Source organism: Rothia sp. HMSC071B01 (assembly GCF_001808945.1).
GTDB lineage: Bacteria > Actinomycetota > Actinomycetes > Actinomycetales > Micrococcaceae > Rothia.
In genome coordinates, this window is record NZ_KV795071.1 from 216,299 (window position 1) to 241,682 (window position 25,384).

The following is a 25,384-nucleotide window of genomic DNA, read 5'->3' on the forward strand; positions in this document are numbered from 1 at the left end:
ACTTAGAAAGTTTGGACAGTTGATGGCTTCGTTGGCGTACAAGTACTAGGAGCCGAGGGCGTCTGCGCCGCCCACGATTTCGGAGAGCTCCTGAGTAATTTCCGCCTGACGTGCGTTGTTCATCAAACGGGTGTACTTGGTAATCAGCGTCTCAGCGTTGTCACCTGCGGTCTTCATTGCGCGCTGGCGGGATGCCAGCTCACTTGCTGCTGCCTGCAGGAGGCAGGAGAAGATACGCGATGCAATGTAGCGCGGCAACAGCGCGTTGAGCACTTCCTCAGCGGAGGGCTCGAACTCGAAGGATGCCGCCTGCTCGTACTCAGCCTTGGTCAGTTCCTGGTCGGGAACGATTTCCTCGCCCATAGCCTTTGCATCACCCACGTGGATGGGCAGCAGGCGCAGAATCTTGGGTTCCTGAACAACCATCGACTTGAACTCGGTGTATACGATGTGCAGTTCGTCCACGCCGCCCTCTTCGAAGGGCAGGTCGTAGGCTTCGAGCAGCGCGTCACGAATCTCGACGGCGGTTTCGACGCGAGGTGCATCGGTGTGGCCCTCCCACGCACGGGCGTAGGGGCGCTCACGGAACTCGAAGTAAGCCTTTGCCTTACGACCAACCAGGTACAGCTGTACCTCCTGGCCGTTAGAGCGCAGCCTCTCAATCAGAGATTCGGTACGACGCAGGATAGCGGAGGAGTACGAACCTGCCAGACCGCGGTCACTGGTAACAACCAGGATTGCGGAGCGGCGGTGTTCGTAGGCTTCGGACTCGTTCGGCTTGTGAATCAGCGGGTGCTTAATACCGTGCTGAGTTGCAACCGCAGTCACCACGCGGGTCAGAGCGTTCGCGTAAGGGCCGGCTGCCTGAGCAGCGTTACGAGCCTTGTTAATGCGGGAGGTCGCGATCATCTCCATCGCCTTGAAGATCTTCTTCATAGACGACGTCGAAGCAATCTTCTGTCGGTAAACCCTAATCTGGGCTCCCATAGAGCTTCCTTTCTCCTTGCTTTCTGCCCCGCCCCAGCCTCATAGCTGAGGCGGGGAGAAGGCGAGGACTAATCGCTAACCGATGGTTTCCTGAGTGATGTCGCTATCGCGAGCTGCCTTGTGCTCCTCGTGACCTGCGTCGACGAGGTGGCTGCTGCCCTCAGACTTGAAACCCTGCTTGAAGTCAGTAACTGCGGACTTCAGAGCTGCAACGGTGTCATCCTCAAGCTTGCCGGAGGAAGCGATATCGGTCAGTACCGAGGTCTTGTGACGCAGGTACTCGATGAAGCCTTCCTCGAAGCGCAGCACGTCGGAAACCTCAATGTCGTCGAGGTGACCGGAGGTACCAGCCCAAATGGAGACAACCTGCTCTTCAACTGCGTACGGGGTGTACTGCGGCTGACGCAGCAGCTCGGTCAGGCGAGAACCGCGGGTCAGCTGTGCCTTGGTAGCGTCGTCCAGGTCGGATGCGAACATTGCGAACGCTTCCATTGCACGGTACTGTGCCAGCTCCAGCTTCAGGGTACCGGAGACCTTCTTCATAGCCTTGGTCTGTGCGGCACCACCAACACGGGAGACGGAGATACCGACGTCGACTGCCGGACGCTGGTTAGCGTTGAACAGGTCGGACTGCAGGAAGATCTGGCCGTCAGTAATGGAGATGACGTTGGTCGGAATGAAGGCGGAAACGTCGTTTGCCTTGGTCTCAATGATCGGGAAGCCGGTCATCGAGCCTGCGCCCAGGTCGTCAGAGAGCTTAGCGCAACGCTCCAGCAGGCGGGAGTGCAGGTAGAAGACGTCACCGGGGTATGCTTCACGTCCCGGCGGGCGGCGCAGCAGCAGGGACACAGCGCGGTATGCTTCTGCCTGCTTCGACAGGTCGTCGAAGATGATGAGGACGTGCTTGCCACCGTACATCCAGTGCTGGCCGATAGCCGAACCGGTGTAGGGTGCCAGGTACTTGAAGCCTGCTGCGTCGGATGCGGGAGATGCCACGATGGTGGTGTACTCCAGCGCGCCGCGAGTCTCAAGGGTGTGGCGGACAGCTGCAATGGTGGATGCCTTCTGGCCAACAGCCACGTAGATGCATCGAACCTGCTTGTTGGGGTCACCCGAAGCCCAGTTGTCCTTCTGGTTCAGAATGGTGTCGATCGCAATAGCGGTCTTACCGGTCTGGCGGTCACCAATGATCAGCTGACGCTGACCGCGACCAATCGGAATCATCGAGTCGATTGCCTTCAGACCGGTCTGCAGCGGCTCGTGAACCGACTTACGCTGGGTCACGCCGGGAGCCTGCAGCTCCAGTGCGCGGCGACCTTCAGCCTCAATGGGGCCCAGGTCATCGATCGGGTTACCCAGGGGGTCAACAACGCGACCGAGGTACGCGTCGCCAACGGGCACCGAGAGGACCTCACCGGTGCGGTGTACGACCTGGCCCTCTTCAATACCGGTGAAGTCACCCAGGACGATCACACCAATATTGCGGGTATCCAGGTTCTGTGCGAGGCCGAGGGTGCCGTCTTCGAAACGAAGCAGCTCATTCGCCATAACCGAGGGAAGGCCCTCGACACGAGCGATACCGTCGGAGGCCGATACAACTCGACCCACCTCAACACGTTCTGCATTGCCGGGTTCGTAAGACGCTGCAAACTCGTTCAGCGCATTACGGACATCGTCGGCATTGATGGTCAGTTCGGCCATCTTGTGTCCCTGCTCTCTCATTGTGGTTGCGTTCCGTCAACGGAACCAACCGAAACTTGCAATTCGGGTTGAACGGGCGGGCAATGCCACTGCTTCTGCGAAGGAGGCATCTGCCACGCACCCGCAACCCGAGGTATCTTCTAAATCACCGTTGCGACGAACGGTTCAGCGTCGCTAGCTTGAGCCGCTAGCCGATGGAACGAGCCAGGTCGGACATGCGGGTCTCGACGGTACCGTCGATCACCTCGTCGCCCACCTGAACACGCAGACCGCCCAGAACGGCGGGGTCCACCGAAACGTCGAGCTTCAGCTCACGGCCGTACACGGCGTTGAGCGCGCGACCGAGACGTTCAAGCTGTGCCTGCGACAGCGCAATCGCGCTAGTTACTCGCGCAATGTAACGGTTCTGTCGCGTGACGATGATTTCTGCGAACTCATCGGCTACCCGTGCAGCGTGACGGCCGCGGGGGTTGGAGCCAACTCGTTCGAGCAGAAGCACACCTTCGGCGGTGGTGGCGGGGCCACCGAGCGCCACGGCGAGCTTCTTCTTTGCTTCTTTGCTTGCCTGATGGTCGGACAGCGCTTCCTGCGCCTGAGCGTTGGAATCAACGGTACGCACAAAGGTGAGTAGTTCGTTGAGAACCTCGTCCAGGGCGTCCACGCCACCGCGAGACTGAGCCGATGCGGTCACGGCGAGCACTGCTGCACGCTCCAGGGCGTCCGCCAGATCTGCGTCATCAGACCAGCGCTGAGCCACCGCATTGGTGAGAACAGCCATAGCCTGCGAAGAGATCTTACCGTCGAAGACGGTGTTAGCGATACCCTGACGTGCTGCTGCATCACGCGAAGAATCGGTGACAGCACGGCGCAGGGTGCCGTTGTGGTCGAGAACATCAACCACAGCGAAAAGCTCGCTCGCCAGGTTCAGGGGCTGCAGGGAAGCGTGAGCTTCCAGCACCTCTTCCACCTTGCTCAGTGATTCAGTAGATACTCCTGCCATTACCGAGCCGCACCTGCGTTCTGCTTCTCGGTTTCAAGGTCAGCAAGAAAACGATCTACCACACGGGCCGATCGCTCATCATCGTTGAGGGCTTCGCCCACAATCTTGCCGGCAAGGGTCGTAGCAAGAGTGCCAACCTCGGAACGGAGGGACACTGCTGCTGCCGCACGCTCTGCCTCGATAGCCTTTGCTGCATTATCGCTAATGCGCTGAGCCTCAGCGGTTGCACGCTCGCGAGCATCGGCAATGATTGCCTCGCCCTCTGCGCGTGCCTCTTCACGAATCTTCTGAGCCTCCAGTCGAGCGCTTTCGAGCTGCTGGGTGTACTCATCGCGAGCCGCTGCAGCCTCTGCCTGTGCCTTCTCGGCCTTGGCAAGGCCACCTTCGATTGCTTCCTTACGGTCCTGGTAGATCTTCTCGAACGCCGGGACAACGTACTTAGCAACGATGTAGTAGAGGATCAGGAATCCGATGAGGGTAATGACAATTTCCCCGACGTCGGGAATCAGGGGGTTCGAAGTTGCCTCCGCTCCCCCGTCGCTTGCCAGATAAATCATGGAGGGAATCCTGTTCTATGGGATGGGTCGTTTAGGATGTGGCAGAGCCGGTTACTTGATGAAGACGAGAACCAGGCCCAGAATTGCCAGTGCCTCGACCAGTGCGAAGCCCAGGAACAGCATGGGCTGCAGGGTCTTCTGGGACTCGGGCTGACGAGCAACGCTGGTCATGTATGCCGCGAAGATCAGACCCACGCCGATGCCGCCGCCAATAGCTGCCAGACCGTAGCCAACCGCAGTGATGGAACCAACCATTATTTTTCCTTTCAACAGTGTTCGACCGGGAACATACCCGGACCGAACAGAGTTTGATTTGAGTTAATAGCCCGCACAGTGAACGTGTGGGTTGCTTTATTCACGCCCAATGACGAACGCGAAAACCTAAAAAACTAGAGAGTTTAGTGTCCCTCGGAAACCGAGCCCTGCAGGTACACAGCCAGCAGCAGAGCGAACACATAAGCCTGGATGCACTGAATCATGAATTCCAGGAAGTACAGGAACAGGCCCAGAGCACCGGGAGCAATAGCAGCCAGGTAGCCGATACCACCCAGAGTCTCAACCATGTAGGTCACCATGCTGGATGCAACCATCAGCGCCAGGTGACCACCGAACATGGTCGCGAAGAGACGTAGCGCGTGAGTTGCGGGACGAATCAGCAGGTTCGAGAAGAACTCGATCGGGATCAGGATGGGGTAAATCCACACCGGCAGACCCGAGGGCATGGTGATGTCCTTGAAGAAGCCGCCCAGGCCCTTGCGCTTGATACCAACGCCAACCCAGGTCAGGTACGCTACGCCAGCCAGTGCGTAGGCGCTACCGGGGTGCGAGAAGGTGGGCAACTGAACAAACGGAATCGAACCGTAGAGGTTGTTCACCAGAACGAAGAAGAAGGAGGCGAACAGAATCGGCACGAACGGCTTGTAGTGCTGTACGCCCAGGGTTTCCTTACCGAGGGAGTTACGAGCAAACATGTAGCCGGACTCAGCGATGAACTGAGTCTTGCCGGGAACCATGGCGCGCTTACGTGCTGCGGTGAGGAAGAAGACCGCGATAATCACCACGGACAGCAGAATCAGTACGTTCTGCTTACCGAAAGCGAAATCACCAATGGTGAAGAAGGGTGGCAGATGCATGTCTTCGGGGGTCGGCGGCACATAGGCTTCCGCGAGGATCAACCCGTTCTCGATCAAAGCAAGTCCTTTCTTGCTACTAGTGGCTTCAAGAGCCCATGTCTGCCTATAAACGACTGACATGCTAACTACATGGATGAATGTGTGACCTAGCGGTCCGCGTTCAATGACCTAGCGGTCTTTATTCTGCCTGGTCATATGGGTAAAGACGAGGGTCAAACCTCCGATAGCGCCAATCAAGACACCAACCCACACCAGCCAGGTGGTGGAGAAGACCAGGTCACCGAGGTAACCGATGCCGCCCCACACTGCTATACCGATGATCAGATAGAGAATCGACATGACTGCACCGGAGAGCCCTCCGTCAGACACCAATTCTCCGGTAGTGCGGAGCTTTTTATCTCCGTCCCACCACTTCTTCTCTTCGGCCAAACGTATTTCCTTTCAAACACCAATCGCGTTACCGACCATGGTCTTCCAGATCGGTGTCGAAGTATAGAATTCTCAGTCGTGCGATGCTGACTGTTTCAATAACAATCCACAGAATCACGCCGGTACATGCGCCTGCGAGAGTCCAACCGTGCCTCAGATTCTGGGGGAATGGCACAAACATCAATACCAGACCGAGTAGGGCAATCTTCACGAGGTAGCTCACCACCAGCGATTTGGGTACACCCCAGTCGAAAATGGGAGCAACCAACATAACTAATACGCCCAGAGTGAAGCATATATAGATTATCAGAAAGCCCAATGTTATTCCTAGCGCGCCCACGGGGCCCGCAAACAGGTACGCACTCATCATACCGCCCAACCAAGCCAGCAGAGAGTAAGCCGATACCCTGTAGAACAAAAATTTCCAGGAAAGCTCTTGACTCTCGAAAGAAGAGGCCTTTAAACCTGCTTGAGCACGCTCTCGGCGGCGTTTCTGCTGCTTCTTGCGCTCCGCCGGCGGATACCACAGAACGTCCACCACGCGCCTCCAGAGAGGCTCTGCGGGGGCCTGAGATTTAGGCTGCTCAGAAGCCATTAGTGTTTCTCCCCACGATTCTGATTAGACTGAGTCGAATTAGGCTGCGGCGAAGAAGAGGAAGCAGAAGAAGGACGACCCGCACGATCCTTCACGGAATCCGGCATGATCGGCTCCGGATGCAACGAGGTCGGCTCCACGTTCTCGGGAGTCGCTGGAACGCCAGTTGCCGAGGTCAAAGAGCCGGTAGCAGGCTCCGAAATAGTCTTCTTCTCCTTAGGTGCAGAAGCAAAGCGCTTCGACAGGTCAATCGTGGAGGTAGGTGCCTCGCCGCCAAAGAGCTGCGGCATGCGCAGGTACACGGCGAGCACGGCAAGAGCCACCAGCACCACGCCAACAGCCGCCAGCACGGCACCCGAAGCAAACAAATCAGAGGCAAACGCCAACAGCACCCACACCAGAATGGTCGTACCGGTCACCACGGCGGTCGAGCCAAGGTGGCTGAAACCAACGTCCGTCAGACGCTGATAGGTGTGCGTGCGGTGAGGCTTATACCACTGCTCCCCCGCCATAAAACGACGGAACAGAGTCGTACCCGCGTCCGCCAGATAAGTCATCAGCGGAGCGAAAGCCAGCAGGAACGGAACATCCGCAAACCACGCACCCACAGCCAACGTGCCCAGCGCCGCGCCCAAAACATAAGAACCCGCATCGCCCAAAAACACGTTCTTACCCGGGCGCACATTCCACGGCAGGAACGCCGCAAAAGCACCGGCAACAGCCACACCAGCCAAAGCCAGCCACGGCAGGTTCACCATCCAACCGGTCAGCGCATACGCCAAACCAGCCACCAGACCGTGAGCACCAGAAATGCCGTTAATACCGTCCATAAAATTCGCCACGTTAATGTAGCCGGCAATAAAAATCGCGCCAAGGATCAGCAGCAGAATATTCGTGCCCTGTACCGTCGCAAAGCTCACGCTCACCAGCACACCAATCACCAGCTGCAGGCCCGCACGACGCACAATGCTCACGCCGCGAATATCCTCCAGCCAGCCCAGGGCAAGAGCACACAGAATCGCCGCGGCAATCGTCACCGCCAGTTGCAAAGACTCAGCAGAACGGTATGTCCAGCCGAACAGGGTAGCCGCCACAAACGCCACAAAGGTCGCAGCCGCAGTCGCCAAACCCATACCGCGGTAGGTCGGAGCAGTATGCGAAGAACGCTCATTAGGAACATCCACCATGTTGTAGCGGTGCAAAATCGGGCGCACCGCAAACGGCAAAAGGGCACCCAAAACAAAAGCAAGAGCAAAAATACTCAACAGCTCAGAAAAGGAGGTCATACCAGCTCCAAAGCATTGGCGCCGCTCCCCTGGACGCAAACTCCAGAATCGCAGCTAAAGGACGATGTGTGCGTAGTGTGTGTTTACTTCGTATTCTATAGAACTCTTCAGTAGCCCGGGACTAAACGTTACAGATTCTCTCCATACGTTCTGCATATTCTGCGTCCTGAAATGTTCTACACCCGAGAAAGAGAAAACACCGGATACCGCACCCGCCACGCAAGTGCAGCATCCGGTGTCATTTCCGTAAAGATTAGAACGTCTGTGCATCCGCCAAAGTACGCGGATCAGGGGCACGCTCCAGGCCATGACGCTCATAGCCGCTGTGCTCCCGATAGTTCTGAATCCACAGCTTATAATCGAGCTCATCAGGGTCAAGTGCCGGGGCACTCGACCGGGAAATATACCGGTTCTCCTCGCTCGGCACCAGCTTCTCGGTACCGCCGAAGAGAGTCTCATCCAGCTTCTCACCCTTGCGAAGACCAATCTCCTTGATCTCCACGTCATACCGCTCATACGCCTGGCGCATCGCCTTCGCAACATCCAGGATCTTGACTGGCTGGCCCATATCCAGCACCATGACCTCGCCCGGGCGACCAATTGCACCGGCAAGCATCACCAGCAGGCAGGCATCGGTAATCAGCATGAAGTAACGGGTCGCACGCTTATCCGTCAGGGTAATCGGACCACCCGAAAGAATCTGCTTCGTAAAGAGCGGCTTAATCGAACCGCGCGAACCAAACACGTTACCGAAACGAACCGACACGTAGGTGTTGCCGGTCTTCTCGCCAAAGTACGCGGTCAGACGCTCCGCCACGCGCTTGGACTGGCCCAGCGCAGTCTTCGGATCCGCCGCCTTATCGGTCGAAACATTCACGAAGGTCTTCACGCCCACCGCCTCCGCGGCACGCAGCACGTTCAGAGTGCCCAAGGAGTTCGTCTTCCACGCCTCCTGCGGGTACGCCTCCAGCGCCGACACATGCTTCAACGCCGCAGCGTGGAACACCACCTCGGGGCGACGCTCACGGAAAATCTCCAGCAGATTATCGCCCTCACGAATATCAGCCAGAATAATGCGGTCATCGTCCAGGCTCGACTCGTGAGTAATCGAAACCTTCGTCTCCATCAGCAGAGTCTCATCATGATCAAGCATCATGAGGGTCTCCGGCTCAAACTCGCTAATCTGACGGCACAGCTCAGAACCAATCGAACCGCCCGCACCCGTAACCAGCACACGCTTACCGTGCAGGTACGAACGCAGAATATCGCGGTCAATATCGTAGTTAATCTCACCACGAATCACGCGCATCAGGTCGTTATCGCTCGCGGTAATCAGACGCTCACCCATCAGTCGAGCATTCGCGCTACTAATACGCTGAACCTCAACCTTAAGCTTACGCATGCGGTTGCAGAAGGACTCGAAGTAATCCTCCGACATATCCGAAATCGTCACCAGAATCTTACGGGTACCCGACTCACGAATCACCTGCTCCAGCTCGCGGTAAGTCGTAATCACCGAAATGCCGTGGAACTTCGTACCAGCCTTCAGCTGGTCATCATCGAAGACCGCAACCGGGCGAAGCTTCGCATCCTCATCGTGCAGCATCGAATCCATGACCATGCCGCCGATAAAGCCAGCACCGTACACAATCACCGGCTCACCGGTCAACTCACGCACAGCACCGCGCTCAGTGTAGACGCGCTTCGCCATGCGGGCGCCCGCCATCATAATCAGGCTAAATGCCGCCGCAATCGCAGGCACACTATGCGGAATATGCGGCAGACCCAACAGCTCATCCACAAAGGAGAAAGCAGTCAACGCCGCACCCGCGCTCAAAGCAGCCGCGCCGGCACGCCACGACTCGTCAAACGAACCGTACGAATACACGCCGTTATAAATCTTCACGCCCGCCAGACCAATGACCAGGTGCAGAACCACAGCCAACGTAGCGGTCATCGTCAACGACGCCGGGTGAATAATATCGAACACCGAACCGTTACTGAGCAGCACACTATAGCGGAGCATGTACGCAAACAAAACCGCCAGAACCCAGGCACTCGAATCAATCAGCGCCTGCGCAATCAGCCACCACGGCTTACGCTCATACAGGCGGTTCACCAGCATCGTGCCAGAGTCACCCTCCGTCACCATCGTGCCGCGCTGAGCTGCCTTCTGCATCACCACATGAGCGTGAGGTTTCAACTGAGCCACTACATGCCTCCTTCAGATGCGGTACCAGAAGAACGAGAAGAAGCACGAGCCGTCAAAGACGACAACGCACGAAACGCCGAACGGCGCGCCTGCTCAGGAACAAAACGGTACACACTCCGCACCGCCATATTCTGAGCCCACTGAAGCTTAGAAATACCGTGACCGGTGTACAGTCGACGCTGAATCGCCACATCCTGCAACCAGGCGTCCACTCCCCCGCGCTTCGTGTACGCGCCCGCACCCACGCGGTAACGCACCAGAGCCTCAGGGATATTACCCAGACGATAGCCGGCATCGCGCAGACGCATCCACAGCCACCAATCCTCAGCGCCGGGCACGAACTCGTAACCGCCCAGCTGCTGCACGGCACTCTTCACGAACGCCACGGACGGGTGATAAATCGGGTTACGCGAATCCATCGCGCTGAGCAGACGCGCAGAATCAACAATCGCCTCGCGGGTCGACTCCACCGAAGTATTGCTCTCATTCACCTCAAGCATGGCAGAGCCCAGCACCGTGTAGCCGCCCTGCACCAGGGCAGGAATCAGACGCGCAAAACGAGTCGGCTCAGACAGATCATCAGAATCAGCACGAGCAACCAGCTCATACAAACACGCCTGCAGACCGGCGTTCAGCGCCTCCGCCAAACCAACATTCTGAGCCAGATCCACCACCTGAATCGGCGGGCAATCCAGATTCTCGGCGCGTTGAACCCAGCGGTCCACCACGGCATCCAGCTCGGGGGTCAGCGGACCATCCTTCACCAAAACCAGCTCGGAAGGACGCACCGTCTGGTTCAGCAGATTCGACTCCAACGCCTGATCCAGATAGGAGGGGTTCTCCTTCGCGTACACGCTCATCAGCACCGAAAAATCGGGTACGGAGCTCACGCAACCGCGCGCCTTCTCAGAATCAGCGTGACTTTCAACGGATGCAGGCACGCCGTAGCGGCCGGGGAAAGTCAGCGGGTAAATGCCCTCAAGCACCTGAGCATTCGGGCGAGGCGCACGCAAACCATCACGCACACCATTGAGGAAATACCCCAGGTAGGTTCGGCGGTCATCAGTACGCAGAACAGTAGAAATCCACAGGCGCGCCGACGAGCCACCGTAGAGCAGCTTCTCCAGCGGGTTCAGGGTACGCGAACGGGTAAAGACCCACAGCTTATTGCGCACATCGTTATAGAAACGCGGCCCCGGGTCAGCGTTCGTTGTACCAAAAGTCTTCGTGTGGTGCTTAGCCACCGAAGAAGGCACCGCAATGCCGTCACGGTGATGAATCAGACGAGTCGAAAACTCGAAGTCATCATTCCAAATAAAGAACTCAGCAATCGGCAAACCACCATTACGGCGAATAGCCTGCGCATCCATCAGAATCGACACGAACGAGGCGCTACGAATCGGGCGGGCACCCACAGCCTGCGCACGAGCATGACGCTGCTGACCCGCCGCAAACATCGTGCGCGGAGTGTTCATCGGGTGGTCCTCGCCGTTCGTCCACACCACACGAGATGCCACCACCGCGGGGCGCTGCGAAGGCACCGGCGAATAGTTCAGCCAGGCGGCAACCGCCTCCGACAGGGTATTCTCGGTTGGCTCGGTGTCATCATCCATAACCCACACCAGGTCCGGGTTGTGGCGTTCCAGGGCACGGTCAATGCCCACCGCAAAGCCGCCAGCACCACCCATGTTCTTCTCCAGGCGGATGCAATCCACCGGCAGCTCATAGTCCAGGGTGCGCAGATACTCGGCGGTGCCATCCGTGGAGGCGTTATCAACAATCACCACCGCCGTAGGCACGCGCTCACCCGAAGCGATACCAGCCAGGGTCTTCGGTAGCAGGTCCTCGCGGTTATAGGTCACCACCACGGCAACCGTGCGGGGGTACTCGTTCAAAGAATCGCAAGATGAAGACTGATCGGAAGAAGGCTGGGCAAAAGCGGTCACGTCGCTGTACTTTTCTGCCATAAGTTCTCCCTCCACGGCGCGATGCGCCTGAATCAGCCGATACGCGATATACCCATACCGAACTGGGCGCTTGTGGTGTTTCTCGCGCCCGCGGTATTCAACCGTGTGGATATATCACTCAAAGAAAATATTCTACCTGCGGTCTCCACTAGAGAGTGAACCATCACCCCAAAAGGCGCACTTTATGACAAATAAACAACCGAATTCAGTTGATTTATCCGCATAGCGGACGTACCGGCACACCCAGTTTTGGGTATCCATCAAGCTACCAGCTTCACAGCCTGTGTTTGCGCTGTGCACCCCGTGCGAAAAAACGACCAGAGACCGAATAAAACCCCACAAATTCCCCATAAACTGTTCAAATATGGGAAAGTTGAAATGACCCCATTTTTCCCCGCAACGTACGCGGGCTCGTGAGAGGTAAAAGAGATGTCCGAATCCAAGTGGAAAGTCATTGGCGCCAGCGGCTTCGTTGGTTCCTCCATCGTCGCGCGTCTAAACGCAGAAGGTATCAGCGTCGACCCCATTGAGGCACCTCGACTCGCAACCCGCGCCCTCGACGTAGACAGCATCATCGACGAAGCAGACCAGCTTGAAGGCATCATCGACTCCCTCGCAGAAGCCTTCGCCGGCGCGCAGGTCGTCGTCAACGCAGCAGGCCTCGCAGCACCCAACATGCAGGATCTACCTCCGCTCGTCGGCGCAAACGCCCTGCTTCCCGCCGTGATCGCCATCGCCGCGCAGCGCACCGGCGTACGCCGCGTCATCCACCTCTCCTCCGCGGCCGTACAGGGCCCGCGCCTCGTGCTGGATGATTCCGAAGAGACCAACCCGTTCAGCGCCTATTCCTTCTCCAAGGCACTCGGTGAAGAAGCGCTGCTCGATCTGCAGGACTACTTCCTCGAAGAGCACCCCGACTGCGCACCCGAACTGTGCATCCTTCGCGCAACCAGCGTGCAGGGCCGAGGCCGACGCACCACCGAACTCTTCGCCAAGATGGCCTCCTCCCCCTTCGCGTCCGTTGCGGGTGCAGGCACCGGCAAGTCCCCGGTCTCCAGCGTGCACGCCCTCGCAGAATTCGTAGTCATGCTCGGCACCTTCTCCGGCGAGCTACCCACCATCGTGCTGCAGCCCTGGGAAGGCGCAACCGTTGCCTCCGCATCCGTGGATGCTGGTCGCCGCCACCCGTACCGCCTGCCCGAGTGGCTCTGCCGGGCGGCCGTCAAGGCGGGCTACACCGTCTCCGAGCTGATGAATGACAAGTTCGCAGGTTCCGTGCGCAAGGTCGAGGTCATGTGGTTCGGCCAGGGCATCGACGACTCCTGGGCACGTGACAACAACCTGTTGCCCACCCCGCGCGTGCGTGAAGTACTGCGCAACGCCCACACCGCGCTGGGTAAGAAGAAGGACCGCCGCTTCGAGAAGAACTAAGCAGACACCTGATTCGAGCTTCACGCTCCAGGGCTTGTCAACGTTATAAGACATAAAGGGAACGCCCGATATATCAGCTGATATATCGGGCGTTCCCTTATACGTTTAATGCTCACAAAAGCTTTAGAGCTGGTCCTCCGGGGCATCCTTCTGCTCGGTCTTTGCAGGCTCGGTCTTTGCCTCAGCATTTGCTGCGGGTCCAGCATCTTCAGCCTTAGCTTCTGCAGTCTTTGCCTCGCTCTGAGCAGGCTTGCTCTTAGCGGCAGTCTCAATCTTCGACTCGCCAAAGACCAGCGCGCGAGCAGTATCAGCAGGAACCGGGTTGGTCTGCGGCTCATCCGCACGAACCGGCTTCGGAGTGTTGTCACGGTAGCCGCGCGAACGCTCCTGATCCACGCCGGTGCTGAAAGCAGAAGACAGAGCCGAAGTAGCGCCCAGCAGAGACGCAGCGACAGAACCGGCAACCGGTGCCGAAGCGCGACGAGCAGGCTCACCGCTCACGGTGTGGGTGCTGTCCCACTGCTCGTACGCCTCATCCAGGTCAGCCTGCTCGTCCAGAGCACGCTCAGAAGGAGTCGACTCAGACGACACGGAAGAAGCAGCCTCAGCCTCCTCAACCTTACGAGCCGCCTGCTCATCAGCCTCCGCACGAGTCAGGATAGTCGGAACGACCTCACGCAGCTCCTCCACCGAAATCGCACCCTCACGAACCACCACGTAGGGGAAGGAAGTGCAATCCAGAATCGTCGACGGTGCCGGGTCACGCTCAGTCACCACAACCACGCCGTCCTCATTCGGCTCAGACTCAAGCGGCTTAGGACGAACGCCACCGTCAATAACCACGGCAACATCCTCACCCAGCGAATCCATGGCGGTCTGTGCGTCCAGTGCGGCTTCCTGACCGGTCTTGTTCGCGCTAGAAACCGCCAGCGGACCGTGCTCAGTCAGCAGCTTTAGGGCGAACTCGTCATCGGGAACACGCACGGCAACAGTGCCGCGAGTCTCGCCCAAATCCCAGCTCAGCGACGGGTACGCGTGAAGAATCATAGTCAGCGCGCCAGGCCAGAAGCGACCACCCAGATCGTAAATATCGTCCGGAACGTCGTCGACCACGCCAGCGAGCGCAGCAAGATCAAAGATCAGCACGGGCGGCGGCATGGTGCGGTCGCGGCCCTTATCTGCCAGCAGCTTGGCAACGCCCTGATGCGAGAAAGCATCGGCGGCAATACCGTAGACGGTATCGGTGGGCATCACAATCGTGTCGTGCGCCTTCAGCGCCTCACGGGCAGCTTCGATGGCCTCGCGGGTCTCAGTTTCAGTCGTTACGGGGTACAGCTTTGCAGTCACGGGTCTTATTCTCTCATGTTTTTCTGGATGCGGCGAGACACCGGCACCCACAACGCGCCATGTGGAAGCACTCTTCCGGGGGTTCACCGTATTTCGCCGGCTCTGAGCTGGCTACTGAGCTGACTACTGGGGCGGACGCGTTGCCTTCATGCAGCCCGGCACGGGCTAGGTGGTGCATTTACTAGTCTAAAGGCTCTAGTGGGCGCGGTTTATAACCGACGCTATGACGCGGACGATTATTCAGGTCACGCACCGGGTAGCAGCTCTCAAAGCCGACGCGCGCCAACAGCTCGGCGACGGCGTCTTCCTGGGTGTCGTCGTGCTCCATGATGAACAGACCGCCGGGGGTAAGAAGTTCGAAGGCGCGGGCGGCAATCGCGGAGGGCATCTGCATGCCGTCCTCTCCCCCGCCGTACAGAGCCATGTCCGGGTCGTGCAGGGCGGCTTCCGGGTCGGCGGGTACATTCGCCGGCGGAATGTACGGAGGGTTCGAGAGTACTGCGTCGAAGGTTCCGGCAAGTTCGGGCAGGGCGGTGAGAGCGTCCCCCTGTACCAGGTGCACGCCGAGCGGCTCCAGGTTTTTACGGGTGTAGGGGATGGCGTCTTCGGAGAGTTCCACCGCGAACACCTGGGCGTTCGGCAGTTCGCTCTTGATTGCCGCGGCGATAGCGCCGGAGCCGGTGCACAGGTCGACGATGCGCAGCGCACCGGTTGCCGAATCGGTGCGTGTGTTCAGCGCTTTGAGGGCTTCTTCGACGAGCAGTTCGGTTTCGGGTCGGGGTACGAACACGCCCGGTCCGACTGCCAGTTCTAGGCGGTAGAAGGGAGCGGAGCCGGTGATGTGTTGCAGCGGTTCGCGGCAGACGCGGCGGGCGACTAGCGCCTCGTACTCTGCGACCTGGTTGGGGGTGAGCCGTTCCCCCATGAGCGCGGCGTGCTGGAGGCGCGAGCGTGAGCCGTCGTAGAGCAGGTGCGCGGCGAGTAGCTCAGCATCGACGCGGGGGCTGGGCACCTGCGCCAGTGCCGCGGTGGCGCGCGTGAGTACCTGCGCGAGTTCTTCCCCGCGCGGGTCGTGCACATTCACCTTCATGAGCTCTCCTTATGCTCTCTTCTACCTTTAGAAATTATCCCCTTTTAGGAATTGCCCTTGGACATGTCTAAATAGCGGCTACGCTAGCTCGTATTGTTTGCTTTCACAACCGATATTTCCTCGCTAAGTAGCACCTCACAGAGTACCATTCCTCCAATTCCCTAATTCGTCGATGCGGGTAGCTAGTTTCTCAGACCGGACTATCCGTCATCCAAAAGAAGACAATAGAACCCAGCAAACTTTACATCTGCCGAGGATGGAGGGGCAGCCGTAACAGCCTGTCACGACCACCCCTCCCCTACACGCTATGCGCTACGGGGATATCCCGTAGACGCTCCGCCCTAGTACCAGAGGTCCTCACCCCGATAGTTTGGGTCGCCTCCGCCGCAGTAAGTGCACTCACTATCGCAATAAGCTGCACCGCATGTTTCACCGGGAATTCCGATAGACAGGTACTCGTAAGTTCCCTTTAGATAGGATGCTTCATGCCAAAGAAGAACCTCGAACGGCGTGGTCTCTTTCGTTTCCCGGTGCAGAAGCCCCGCGAGTGACTCCAACCGGTCAACAACCGCACGGGTAGCGGTGCGCATCAGCCAGCTCCGATCGTCTCGTTCCTCGTACCAGGACGGGTAAACCTTGAACGGATCGGACGGGCTAATCCTGTCCGGAGGGGAAACGTCGGTGGATTTGCTGAAGAAGTACCCCGAATCCACCAGCGCCAACACCATGTGAGGTGCCGTAGCATTCAGCAATTCGGAAGGATACGGCTCATCAGCCAGCGGCGGAAAATACCAGCGGAACCAGTAGCTCCTAGCGCTATGCACCCCTTCAAAGAACTCCGGATGGCTCTCCTGAAGCTCCGCATATTCCTTTGAATACTTGAGAGCGTTCAGAGAGTCCGCCACCTCCGGAGTAATCGGTAAGATGTAAGCCACCGCCCCGCCAAAGTTCCACGTCTGCTGATGCCTAGCATCCGGCCAGTGGTTGGAAATCAGCTTCTTCTGCAGATACCTGCCGAGATAAACATAGTTGTGGTCCTTCACCACAACCACGTTCTCGTAGACCACCTTCACAATACGCGGGCCGTCAGAGGTCAGCACATGGTCACCGATACGGCATACGATTTCTCGGCCTTTGCCGTCTCTCGTCATCATGGTGACGGAGGTATGGTCGAGAGTTGCCCCCAGGTAAAAAGCGTGCCGGCAGATGACGGGGTACCTAATCTTCTCGCCCTCCCAGTCATAGCAGGTCAAGACAATATCAAATGGATCGTCTTCCCTCACCTCGCCGGTAAAGACGTACCGATCATCCCAATACTCATAGGGTTGACCAACACGAGAGCGGTTCAGCAACCGTGCCGAGAACTTCGAGCCCTCCACTCCCGCAACTTCAAGAACAAGCAGCTCGCGTCCGTCTTTACCATCGTCCAAATCACTAATTTCGACAAGAATTCCATCACCCGGTTGAAGGTCAACAATAACGCCCATATTCTCTGCCTTTCGCTCAATAGCTAACCAAAAATCATCAGTATCGAAATCTCAAAAATTACCGGCGCCGGACTACGCTGCCCGGCACCCCTAAAGCGGCTTCCATCTTTTCTCTATTCGTTTTTCAAAGAACACCGCTACCGGGGCTCTCACCCGCGATAAACCCCACGGCAACGCTAGCTACACCTCTAGTCTAGGGTGAAGCTTTCAAACACGCGCGGCGTTTGGTCATTCACCGCTCGACGCCCGGTGATAGGCGCAAAAAAGGCGCGCGAGTTCAGCAATCAAGCTAAACTCACGCGCCTATACCGGTCTGCTATCGCAAACCCAAAGCCACTAACAAGTGAAAGTTATACAGAACTACTTCTGTTCCTGGCCCACCTGAGCGAGGCGGTGCGCCTCATCCATCTCAATAGCGGACTGAACCACAGGCTCCAGGTCACCATTCAGTACAGCATCCAGGTTGTACGCCTTGTAGCCGGTACGGTGATCCGCAATGCGGTTCTCTGGGAAATTGTAGGTACGGATACGCTCCGAACGGTCCATAGTACGCACCTGCGAAGCACGGTGCGCCGCGTTCTCAGCGTCAATCTGCTCCTGCTGGTGAGCCAACAGTCGCGCACGCAGCACGCGCATTGCAGCTTCACGGTTCTGCAGCTGAGACTTCTCATTCTGCATCGCCACGACAATACCGGTGGGCAGGTGGGTAATACGCACCGCCGAGTCGGTGGTGTTCACCGACTGACCACCGGGGCCCGAAGAACGGTACACGTCAATCTTCAGGTCGTTCTGGTTAATCTCGATTTCCTCGGGCTCATCCACCTCAGGGAACACCAGAACACCAGCAGCGGAGGTGTGGATACGGCCCTGAGACTCGGTCGCCGGAACGCGCTGCACGCGGTGCACGCCGCCCTCGTACTTCAGGTGCGCCCACACGCCCTCAGCAGGCTCATTCGAGGAACCCTTAATAGCGATCTGTGCGTCCTTGTAACCGCCAACATCGGTGCTGGTCGAAGAAATAATCTCAGTCTTCCAGCCCTTGTTCTCGGCATAACGCATGTACATGCGCAGCAGGTCACCAGCGAACAGAGCCGCCTCGTCGCCACCAGCACCAGCCTTCACCTCAAGAATGACGTTACGGCCATCATCCGGGTCACGCGGAATCAGCAGGCGGCGCAGCTTCTCCTGAGCAACCTCCAGCTCCTCCTCCAGGCCGGGAATCTCCGCCGCGAAGTCCGGATCCTCATCAGCCATCTCGCGAGCAGCCTCAAGGTCATCCTTCAGCGAAGTGTACTTGTTGTACGCAGTCACAATACCGGTCAGCTCCGCGTAACGGCGGCCCACACGGCGTGCCTTACCCTGGTTCGCCTGCACGGCGGGGTCCGCCAGCTGATTCTGCAGGTCAGCGTGCTCATCCAGCAGAACCTGAATAGATTCAAACATTCTGTTCTCTCTTCCATCTCCCGCACTTTACGCCGCACGGGCAGGCACTAGACATCTCACACCCCTCACAACGGGGATGCACAAAACGAACGGCTCACGCGCCCCACCCACATGAGGAGGTGGGGCGCGTGAGATACGAGCCTTAGTCGACCAGACGCAGACCGTTCTTCTGAACCGTCAGAAGGAACTCCACGTTGCTTTCAGTCTTACGCAGCTGGTTGGTCAGAACACCCAGAGCCTGCTCGGGCTCCATACCCGCCAGGGCACGGCGCAGACCCCACATAATCTTGACCTCATCCGGGGAGAGCAGGTTCTCCTCGCGGCGAGTACCAGAAGCGTTAATATCAACCGCCGGGAAGATACGCTTATCCGCCAGCTGACGGGACAGGCGCAGCTCCATGTTACCGGTGCCCTTGAACTCTTCGAAGATCACTTCGTCCATCTTCGAGCCGGTCTCAACCAGGGCGGTAGCCAGGATAGTCAGCGAGCCGCCCTCTTCAATATTGCGGGCAGCACCGAAGAACTTCTTCGGCGGGTACAGCGCGGCAGAATCTACACCACCGGACAGGATACGACCGGATGCGGGAGCCGCCAGGTTGTATGCGCGGCCCAGGCGGGTCATGGAGTCCAGCAGCACGACCACATCGTAGCCGAGCTCCACCATACGCTTTGCGCGCTCAATAGCCAGCTCAGCCACAGTGGTGTGATCCTCAGCCGGGCGGTCGAAGGTCGAGGCAATAACCTCGCCCTTAACGGTGCGCTGCATATCGGTCACTTCTTCAGGACGCTCATCCACCAGGACCATCATCAGGTACACGTCCGGGTTGTTCACGGTAATCGCGTTCGCAATGGACTGCAGCATGAGGGTCTTACCCGCCTTCGGCGGGGACACAATCAGACCACGCTGGCCCTTACCAATCGGGGACACCAGGTCCACCACGCGGGTGCCCAGCTTCTTCGGGGTGGTCTCCAGACGCAGACGCTCCTTGGGGTACAGCGGAGTCAGCTTCGAGAAGACGCGGCGGTTCGCTGCTTCCTCAACGCTCTGACCGTTAATCGCCTCAACCTGAACCAGCGCGTTGAAACGCTGACGGTTATTCGACTCGCCCTCGCGCGGCACGCGAATCGCGCCGAGCACGTGGTCACCCTTACGCAGGTTGTACTTCTTCACCTGAGCCAGGGAGACGTACACGTCATTAGTGCCGGGCAGGTAGCCGGTGGTACGCACGAAAGCGTAGTTATCGAGAATGTCCAGAACACCCGAAATCGGTGCCAGCACATCGTCTTCGCTCAGGCGAGGCTCGTTCTCCTCGCGGCGGCGAGCCTGCTTCTCAGCACGCTCAGCCTGACGGTCACGCTTGGAACGGCGCTCAGTACGCTCGGTGCGCTCGGCACGCTCTGCACGCTCAGCAGCCTTACGCTCGGCACGTTCACTACGCTCAGTGCTGCGCTCTGCACGCTCAGCCTGACGGTCACGCTTAGTGCGGCGCTCGGTACGCTCACCATCCTGATCGCGGCGACGCTCACGAGTGCGGGTACGCTTCGAGCTCTTCTCACCGTCGGGGGTACCAAAAGTCATATCCAGGGCAGCGTTCAGGCTGTCCAGGCTCGCGGTGCCGTCAGCGGTAGCAGCCTTCAGCTCAGCAGAGTTACCGGGCAGATCAATCTGCTCCGAACGCTCGCCAATACGCTCAGCGGCCAGCTCAGCGCGCACATCCAGCGGAGGAAGCTCAGCGGGATTCTCGTCCTTACGGGTGCGGCGGGTACGCTTCTCCGCCTTCTCGTTCATCTCAGCCGATGCGTCCTCACCCTCAGCGGCACGGCGAGCGCGCGCACGCTTCTGAGCGGGAGTCTCGTAACGAGAGGAGCGGGTACGCTTCTCAGACTTTTCAGCCTTCTCAACGCCCTCAGCGGGGGCTTCAGCAGCCTCAGTGTTTTCGGTTTTCTCAGCCTTCGCCTCGGCGTCCTTCTGGGCGCGAGTGCGGCGAGTACGGCGAGGCTTAGATTCTTCAGCCTTCTCAGCAGCGGGATCCTGGGCAGATTCAGCAGCTTCAGCGGGTGCTTCAGACGTAGGCTTTTCAGACTTGGGTGCAGCAGGAGCGGCTACGGCGCCACCACGCTGATGCTCCTCAAGAGCCTGAACCAACTCAGCTTTCTTCAACTTCAGGTAGCCGCGGATACCAAGCTGCTGGGCGAGGACACGCAGCTGCGCGACCTTCAAGTTTGCAAGTTCCGGTGCGGCAGCTTCCGTACCGTACTCATCGGTGACAACAATATTCTTTGCCAACTACAATTCCTTTGGTTATAAGCCCTGAAAATCTTCAGAATAAAGATCGGGCGGGCGCTATAGCGCGGTCAAAGGTTTAGACACTGCCGAAAGAAAACAGCAGTCTGCACCTTCGACTCCCTCGAACCGCGCTGGAGGCGGTTCGCGTCTCTTACCGTACCCGCTGATTCAGACACAGCGAGCACACACGGAAGATAAGGCGCTCTATCACAAATGTGGGTAAGCCCAAACCATCATCTATACAAACCATCTACGCGAGATGAAGAGGATGGATTGGTCACTTTGAAAGGGCACCCGCCGCGAAACCGAACCCTCAGAACAGTCTTCCTTATGCGTCAGAAATAAAGAAAGACATGAATCCCAAAGGCACTCCCCCGAACCTTGCCGGTTCCCGCTCAGACACAAAAAGCATCTGAGGCATCAGGGGAAACGGAAGTACGTTACGAAGGATAGTATCGACGGTCTACATTGAACGACGGGCGAACCTCAACGTAGGACGAACTAATAACGTCCTACTGAGTAACTATAACACCTTCAGTGTCAATTTCAAGGGGAAGAACCCGCCAGTTCAGGCGGCGATCCGCAATAACGCTACTAGGGTGGGTCGCCTCAAACTCGGCAATAGCGTCCTGAACCTGTCGCACCTGCTCATCGCCGTGGGCAAAGGTCAAAACGGTCGGGCCAGCACCAGAAATCACCGCCGCAAAACCCTGACCGCGCAGGTACGCAACCAGCGTAGCCGACGGTTCCATCGCGGTCACGCGGTACCCCTGATGCAGGTAATCCACGGTCGCATCCATCAGGTACTCGGGAGTATCAGAGAGGGTTCGCACCAGCAGCGCCGCACGAGCCGAGTTCGCCGCCGCCTCAACGTGGGGCATCTGCGCAGGAATCAGCGAACGGGCAAGCTTCGTCGACACCTCATAATCGGGCACAGCCACCACAGGGTGAACGTCAGGATGCACCGGAATAATCACGGTCTTCCAGTTACCCATCTCGCCCCAAGACACCGACAGGTTGCCGTAAATCGCCGGAGCTACGTTATCCGGGTGGCCCTCCATATCGGAGGCGACCTGCAGCATCTGCTCACGGCTCAGACGGTGCTCCTCCGGCAGCAGACCGCTCGCCGCAGCCACACCCGCCACAATAGCGGACGCCGAAGAACCCATACCGCGAGAATGCGGAATCTTATTATCAGCAATCAGCTTCACCGGCGGCAGCTCATCCAAACCAGCCGCCGCAAAACCGGCCTTCATCGCCTGCAAGACCAGGTGGCTCTCATCGCGAGGAACATCCGCGCTACCCTCACCGCTGAGCTCAAACTCCAGGCCGGACTCAATGCGCTCAACAACCAGCTCATCATAGAAGCCAAGGCCCAAACCCATGCTGTCATAGCCGGGACCCAGGTTAGCGCTCGTAGCGGGAACGCGAACCTTAACGGACGCGCCCACCGGGATATCAGAAATATGCAGGGAAGACATGAGAAGAACCTCGCGATCGGTGACGTACTGAGTGAATAGGTGAAAGATACAAAAAGGGGCTGTCATGCAGGTGCACCCCGCCCCGCAAACACGGGACGGAGTGCACATCGTAATATGAACAGACTAGTTCAAATCAAGAATATCTGCCACAGCAACCACGTCGAAGGGAGCCTTAGTCGGCTCAACCTTCACACCGTTAACAGCCTCAAGAGCCCACTGCGGGTCCTTCAGACCGTGACCGGTCACGGTAATCACGATGGTCTTACCCTCGGGAGCTTCACCTGCGCGGTGCTTCTTCAGCAGACCCGCAACGCCAGCAGCCGAAGCCGGCTCCACGAAGACACCCTCGCGGGCAGACAGCCAGCGGTGCGCCTCCAGAATCTCCTCATCGGTGACAGCCTCAATCACGCCGCCAGACTCGTCACGAGCAGCTTCAGCTTTCTCCCACGATGCGGGGTTACCGATACGAATCGCGGTCGCAATGGTCTCCGGTGCCTCAATCGGGTGACCAGCAACGATCGGTGCAGCACCAGCAGCCTGGAAGCCCCACATAATCGGACGCTTGGTCGCAACCGGCTCCAGAACCTCACCGTCACGGTTGGTGTAAGGCTCCGAGTACTCCTTGTAGCCCTTCCAGTACGCGGTGATGTTACCCGCGTTGCCAACCGGCAGCAGGTGATAATCGGGAGCGTCACCCAGGGTATCAACAACCTCAAACGAACCGGTCTTCTGGCCCTCAATACGGTAAGGGTTGACCGAGTTCACCAGGAACACCGGGTAATTCTCGCTGAGCTTGCGAGCAATCTCCAGGCAGTTATCGAAGTTGCCGTCAATCTGAATGATGTCAGCACCGTGAGCGATAGCCTGAGACAGCTTACCCATAGAAATCTTGCCGTCCGGAACCAGCACTGCACAGCGCATACCAGCCTGCAGAGCGTACGCAGCAGCCGAAGCGGAAGTGTTACCGGTCGAAGCACACACAACAGCCTTCGCACCGTCACGCTTAGCGGCGGTCATCGCACTGGTCATGCCGCGGTCCTTGAACGAACCGGTCGGGTTCATACCCTCAAACTTCAGGTAAACGGTGTTACCGGTCTCAGCAGACAGTGCCGGCGCGTGAATCAGCGGGGTACCGCCCTCGCCCAGGGTCACAGCCTTCACATCGTCTGCGAAAGGCAGACGGTCACGGTACTCATTGATAACGCCCTGCCACACGTGTGCCATTGGCTTCTCCTTCAATCTTGGCGCCCCGCCCGCCGGACCTCCCATAGGTCCGGCGCGGTAGCGGGTACGCGGGTTAGTTAGTGAGCGATGCACCCGCAAGCGAACATCGCACGTTTAGTGAGCGGCGCGTGCCGCACATAGATAACGCTTTTGAGCCTTAGTGCTTCTCGGATTCCACGCGGATGACCGAGTTCACCTCACGCACAGTGTCCAGAGCATCAATCACGGCAATCGCACGGCGCAGATCGGAATCCTTCGCCGAGTGGGTCACCATACGAATCTGAGCCGCGCCCTCCTTTGGGGTGGACTGGCGCAGCGAATCCACCGAAATACCGTGCTCGGCAAGGATACGGGTAATATTCGCCAGAACACCCAGGCGGTCCTCCACCAGAACACCCACCGAGTAGCGGGAAATCACGTTGTCCAAGCTGGTTGCGTGTAGCTGAGCGTGGGAAGTCTCCGGAACACCGGGACCGCCCAGCACCAGGCGACGAGCCAGGGACACGAAGTCACCCAGAACAGCCGAAGCAGTCGGAGCGCCACCCGCACCGGGACCGTAGAACATCAGCTCGCCAGCGTTCTCCGCCTCAACGAATACAGCGTTGAACGCACCGTGCACGCCCGCCAGCGGGTGCTGACGCGGAATCAGGGTCGGGTTCACACGAATGTTAGCGCCGTTCTCACCCTCACGCTCACAAATGGCCAGCAGCTTGATGACGTAACCGTCAGCATCCGCGGCAGCAACATCATCAGCGGTGATGGAAGTAATGCCCTCGGTGTGCACATCATCAATAGTGAAAGTCGAGTGGAACGCCAGCGAAGCAACAATCGCAGCCTTCGACGCGGCATCGTGGCCCTCAACGTCAGCGGTCGGGTCAGCCTCCGCGTAGCCGAGCTTCTGAGCCTCAGCCAGCGCGTCCGAGAAGGATGCGCCGGTGGTGTCCATCTGGTCAAGAATGTAGTTGGTGGTGCCGTTCATGATGCCCAGAACGCGGGTCACACGGTCACCAGCCAGGGAGTCACGCAGGGGGCGCAGAATCGGGATAGCACCCGCAACAGCAGCCTCGTAAGAGAGCTGAGCGCCGGACTCATCAGCGGCAGCCTGCAGCTCCACACCGTGTTTAGCCAGCAGCGCCTTGTTACCGGAAACCACGGACTTGCCCGCCTTCAGAGCACGCAGAATGCGAGTGCGAGCCGGCTCAATACCGCCGGTCAGCTCGATGACCACATCCGCCGAATCAATCAGGGATTCAGCGTCAGTGGTGTACAGCGAGGGGTCCGCATTCCAGTGGCGGGATGCATTAGTATCGCGCACAGCAATACCGATCAACTCCACGGGGGCGCCAATGCGCTTTTCAAGGACGGCGTTATCCTCGACCAGGATGCGAGCAGCCTGGGAACCGACATTACCGGCACCAAGCAGTGCTACTTTGATCTTTTCAGCCACGATAGTCTCTTTCTACGGTCTGTTCCGGGTTCGCCCCGGTATCTCTTCGGGCTACGGCGTGGATGCGGCGCAGAGCACGCACTCAACAACCACTTTATCAAGAGGCGGGGACGGCTCAGCAGCCTCAAGCTGCGACTTTTACTCTCTGAGATGAGGTATCCCTCACAGTTATGAGGTGAACCTTATCTTCTGCCATGTTGTGAACGCACAAAACCGTGAAGACCCCGCCCGCAACCGCCACCTCACGGCGTCCATTGCAGAAACGGGAACTTCACGGCTT

General features: G+C 58.4%; 20 protein-coding genes. 1 reads left to right on the forward strand and 19 read right to left on the reverse strand.

What is annotated here, in order from left to right:
* Window positions 1-45 precede the first annotated feature (45 nt).
* From HMPREF2527_RS04370 to HMPREF2527_RS04420, 11 genes are all read right to left on the reverse strand, one after another.
* Complete coding sequence (locus HMPREF2527_RS04370; protein ID WP_070506648.1) at window positions 46-987, reverse strand: F0F1 ATP synthase subunit gamma; 942 nt, start codon at window positions 985-987, stop codon at window positions 46-48.
* A 75-nt stretch (window positions 988-1,062) separates the two neighbouring features.
* Entirely contained in the window at window positions 1,063-2,688 is a 1,626-nt protein-coding gene (gene atpA / locus HMPREF2527_RS04375) for a F0F1 ATP synthase subunit alpha (protein WP_070506650.1), read from the reverse strand.
* A gap of 187 nt (window positions 2,689-2,875) precedes the next feature.
* Window positions 2,876-3,688 carry a F0F1 ATP synthase subunit delta gene (locus HMPREF2527_RS04380; RefSeq protein WP_070506653.1) on the reverse strand — a complete coding sequence of 271 codons (813 nt, stop codon included), beginning with the start codon at window positions 3,686-3,688 and terminating at the stop codon, window positions 2,876-2,878.
* Window positions 3,688-4,245, reverse strand: a complete 558-nt coding sequence (locus tag HMPREF2527_RS04385; RefSeq protein WP_005506460.1) for a F0F1 ATP synthase subunit B — start codon at window positions 4,243-4,245, stop codon at window positions 3,688-3,690. The genes HMPREF2527_RS04380 and HMPREF2527_RS04385 overlap by 1 nt, the downstream gene beginning before the upstream one ends.
* Before the next feature lie 51 nt (window positions 4,246-4,296).
* Entirely contained in the window at window positions 4,297-4,500 is a 204-nt protein-coding gene (atpE, locus tag HMPREF2527_RS04390; RefSeq protein WP_005506461.1) for an ATP synthase F0 subunit C, read from the reverse strand.
* A 143-nt stretch (window positions 4,501-4,643) separates the two neighbouring features.
* Window positions 4,644-5,435: a F0F1 ATP synthase subunit A gene (atpB, locus tag HMPREF2527_RS04395; RefSeq protein ID WP_049347485.1), complete on the reverse strand. Its 792-nt coding sequence runs from the start codon at window positions 5,433-5,435 to the stop codon at window positions 4,644-4,646.
* 111 nt (window positions 5,436-5,546) lie between these two features.
* Window positions 5,547-5,807, reverse strand: a complete 261-nt coding sequence (locus HMPREF2527_RS04400; protein ID WP_012903763.1) for a hypothetical protein — start codon at window positions 5,805-5,807, stop codon at window positions 5,547-5,549.
* Between the two features lie 28 nt (window positions 5,808-5,835).
* Window positions 5,836-6,402 carry a hypothetical protein gene (locus HMPREF2527_RS04405; protein ID WP_070506656.1) on the reverse strand — a complete coding sequence of 189 codons (567 nt, stop codon included), beginning with the start codon at window positions 6,400-6,402 and terminating at the stop codon, window positions 5,836-5,838.
* A complete protein-coding gene (locus HMPREF2527_RS04410) occupies window positions 6,402-7,688 on the reverse strand; it encodes an MraY family glycosyltransferase (RefSeq protein WP_070506658.1) in 1,287 nt (428 codons plus the stop codon). Before HMPREF2527_RS04410 ends, HMPREF2527_RS04405 begins: the two co-directional genes overlap by 1 nt.
* 253 nt (window positions 7,689-7,941) lie before the next feature.
* The gene (locus tag HMPREF2527_RS04415) at window positions 7,942-9,900 is read right to left on the reverse strand and encodes a polysaccharide biosynthesis protein (RefSeq protein ID WP_070506661.1); all 1,959 of its coding nucleotides are present in this window, start codon (window positions 9,898-9,900) and stop codon (window positions 7,942-7,944) included.
* Complete coding sequence (locus HMPREF2527_RS04420; RefSeq protein WP_070506663.1) at window positions 9,900-11,867, reverse strand: glycosyltransferase family 2 protein; 1,968 nt, start codon at window positions 11,865-11,867, stop codon at window positions 9,900-9,902. The genes HMPREF2527_RS04415 and HMPREF2527_RS04420 overlap by 1 nt, the downstream gene beginning before the upstream one ends.
* Before the next feature lie 429 nt (window positions 11,868-12,296).
* On the opposite strand from HMPREF2527_RS04420, the gene HMPREF2527_RS04425 reads away from it, so the two are divergent.
* On the forward strand, window positions 12,297-13,298 hold the full coding sequence (locus HMPREF2527_RS04425; RefSeq protein ID WP_070506666.1) for an NAD-dependent epimerase/dehydratase family protein: 1,002 nt from the start codon (window positions 12,297-12,299) through the stop codon (window positions 13,296-13,298).
* Window positions 13,299-13,421: 123 nt separating this feature from the next.
* On the opposite strand, the gene HMPREF2527_RS04430 is transcribed toward HMPREF2527_RS04425, so the two are convergent.
* The 8 genes from HMPREF2527_RS04430 to HMPREF2527_RS04465 all read right to left on the reverse strand — a co-directional run bounded on the left by HMPREF2527_RS04430 (window position 13,422) and on the right by HMPREF2527_RS04465 (window position 25,104).
* Window positions 13,422-14,645 carry an L-threonylcarbamoyladenylate synthase gene (locus HMPREF2527_RS04430; RefSeq protein WP_070506668.1) on the reverse strand — a complete coding sequence of 408 codons (1,224 nt, stop codon included), beginning with the start codon at window positions 14,643-14,645 and terminating at the stop codon, window positions 13,422-13,424.
* Between the two features lie 181 nt (window positions 14,646-14,826).
* A complete protein-coding gene (gene prmC, locus HMPREF2527_RS04435; protein ID WP_070506671.1) occupies window positions 14,827-15,735 on the reverse strand; it encodes a peptide chain release factor N(5)-glutamine methyltransferase in 909 nt (302 codons plus the stop codon).
* 341 nt (window positions 15,736-16,076) lie between these two features.
* Entirely contained in the window at window positions 16,077-17,222 is a 1,146-nt protein-coding gene (locus tag HMPREF2527_RS04440; RefSeq protein WP_070506674.1) for a hypothetical protein, read from the reverse strand.
* A 360-nt stretch (window positions 17,223-17,582) separates the two neighbouring features.
* Window positions 17,583-18,665: a peptide chain release factor 1 gene (gene prfA / locus HMPREF2527_RS04445; protein ID WP_049337341.1), complete on the reverse strand. Its 1,083-nt coding sequence runs from the start codon at window positions 18,663-18,665 to the stop codon at window positions 17,583-17,585.
* A 142-nt stretch (window positions 18,666-18,807) separates the two neighbouring features.
* A complete protein-coding gene (gene rho / locus HMPREF2527_RS04450) occupies window positions 18,808-20,952 on the reverse strand; it encodes a transcription termination factor Rho (protein ID WP_070506677.1) in 2,145 nt (714 codons plus the stop codon).
* Window positions 20,953-21,464: 512 nt separating this feature from the next.
* On the reverse strand, window positions 21,465-22,433 hold the full coding sequence (gene thrB / locus HMPREF2527_RS04455) for a homoserine kinase (protein WP_049363912.1): 969 nt from the start codon (window positions 22,431-22,433) through the stop codon (window positions 21,465-21,467).
* Between the two features lie 123 nt (window positions 22,434-22,556).
* A complete protein-coding gene (thrC, locus tag HMPREF2527_RS04460; protein WP_049337338.1) occupies window positions 22,557-23,657 on the reverse strand; it encodes a threonine synthase in 1,101 nt (366 codons plus the stop codon).
* Between the two features lie 157 nt (window positions 23,658-23,814).
* Entirely contained in the window at window positions 23,815-25,104 is a 1,290-nt protein-coding gene (locus HMPREF2527_RS04465) for a homoserine dehydrogenase (protein WP_070506679.1), read from the reverse strand.
* Window positions 25,105-25,384: the final 280 nt, after the last annotated feature.

What these genes read in the sequence shown, in the direction of transcription:
- HMPREF2527_RS04380 (WP_070506653.1), bottom strand. Translation starts at nt 3,688, where the DNA reads ATGGCAGGAGTATCTACTGAATCACTGAGCAAGGTGGAAGAGGTGCTG.
- atpE (WP_005506461.1), bottom strand. Translation starts at nt 4,500, where the DNA reads ATGGTTGGTTCCATCACTGCGGTTGGCTACGGTCTGGCAGCTATTGGC.
- HMPREF2527_RS04405 (WP_070506656.1), bottom strand. Translation starts at nt 6,402, where the DNA reads ATGGCTTCTGAGCAGCCTAAATCTCAGGCCCCCGCAGAGCCTCTCTGG.
- prfA (WP_049337341.1), bottom strand. Translation starts at nt 18,665, where the DNA reads ATGTTTGAATCTATTCAGGTTCTGCTGGATGAGCACGCTGACCTGCAG.
- thrB (WP_049363912.1), bottom strand. Translation starts at nt 22,433, where the DNA reads ATGTCTTCCCTGCATATTTCTGATATCCCGGTGGGCGCGTCCGTTAAG.
- thrC (WP_049337338.1), bottom strand. Translation starts at nt 23,657, where the DNA reads ATGGCACACGTGTGGCAGGGCGTTATCAATGAGTACCGTGACCGTCTG.
- HMPREF2527_RS04420 (WP_070506663.1), bottom strand. Translation starts at nt 11,867, where the DNA reads ATGGCAGAAAAGTACAGCGACGTGACCGCTTTTGCCCAGCCTTCTTCC.
- HMPREF2527_RS04410 (WP_070506658.1), bottom strand. Translation starts at nt 7,688, where the DNA reads ATGACCTCCTTTTCTGAGCTGTTGAGTATTTTTGCTCTTGCTTTTGTT.
- HMPREF2527_RS04385 (WP_005506460.1), bottom strand. Translation starts at nt 4,245, where the DNA reads ATGATTTATCTGGCAAGCGACGGGGGAGCGGAGGCAACTTCGAACCCC.
- atpA (WP_070506650.1), bottom strand. Translation starts at nt 2,688, where the DNA reads ATGGCCGAACTGACCATCAATGCCGACGATGTCCGTAATGCGCTGAAC.
- prmC (WP_070506671.1), bottom strand. Translation starts at nt 15,735, where the DNA reads ATGAAGGTGAATGTGCACGACCCGCGCGGGGAAGAACTCGCGCAGGTA.
- HMPREF2527_RS04425 (WP_070506666.1), top strand. Translation starts at nt 12,297, where the DNA reads ATGTCCGAATCCAAGTGGAAAGTCATTGGCGCCAGCGGCTTCGTTGGT.
- HMPREF2527_RS04440 (WP_070506674.1), bottom strand. Translation starts at nt 17,222, where the DNA reads ATGGGCGTTATTGTTGACCTTCAACCGGGTGATGGAATTCTTGTCGAA.
- HMPREF2527_RS04370 (WP_070506648.1), bottom strand. Translation starts at nt 987, where the DNA reads ATGGGAGCCCAGATTAGGGTTTACCGACAGAAGATTGCTTCGACGTCG.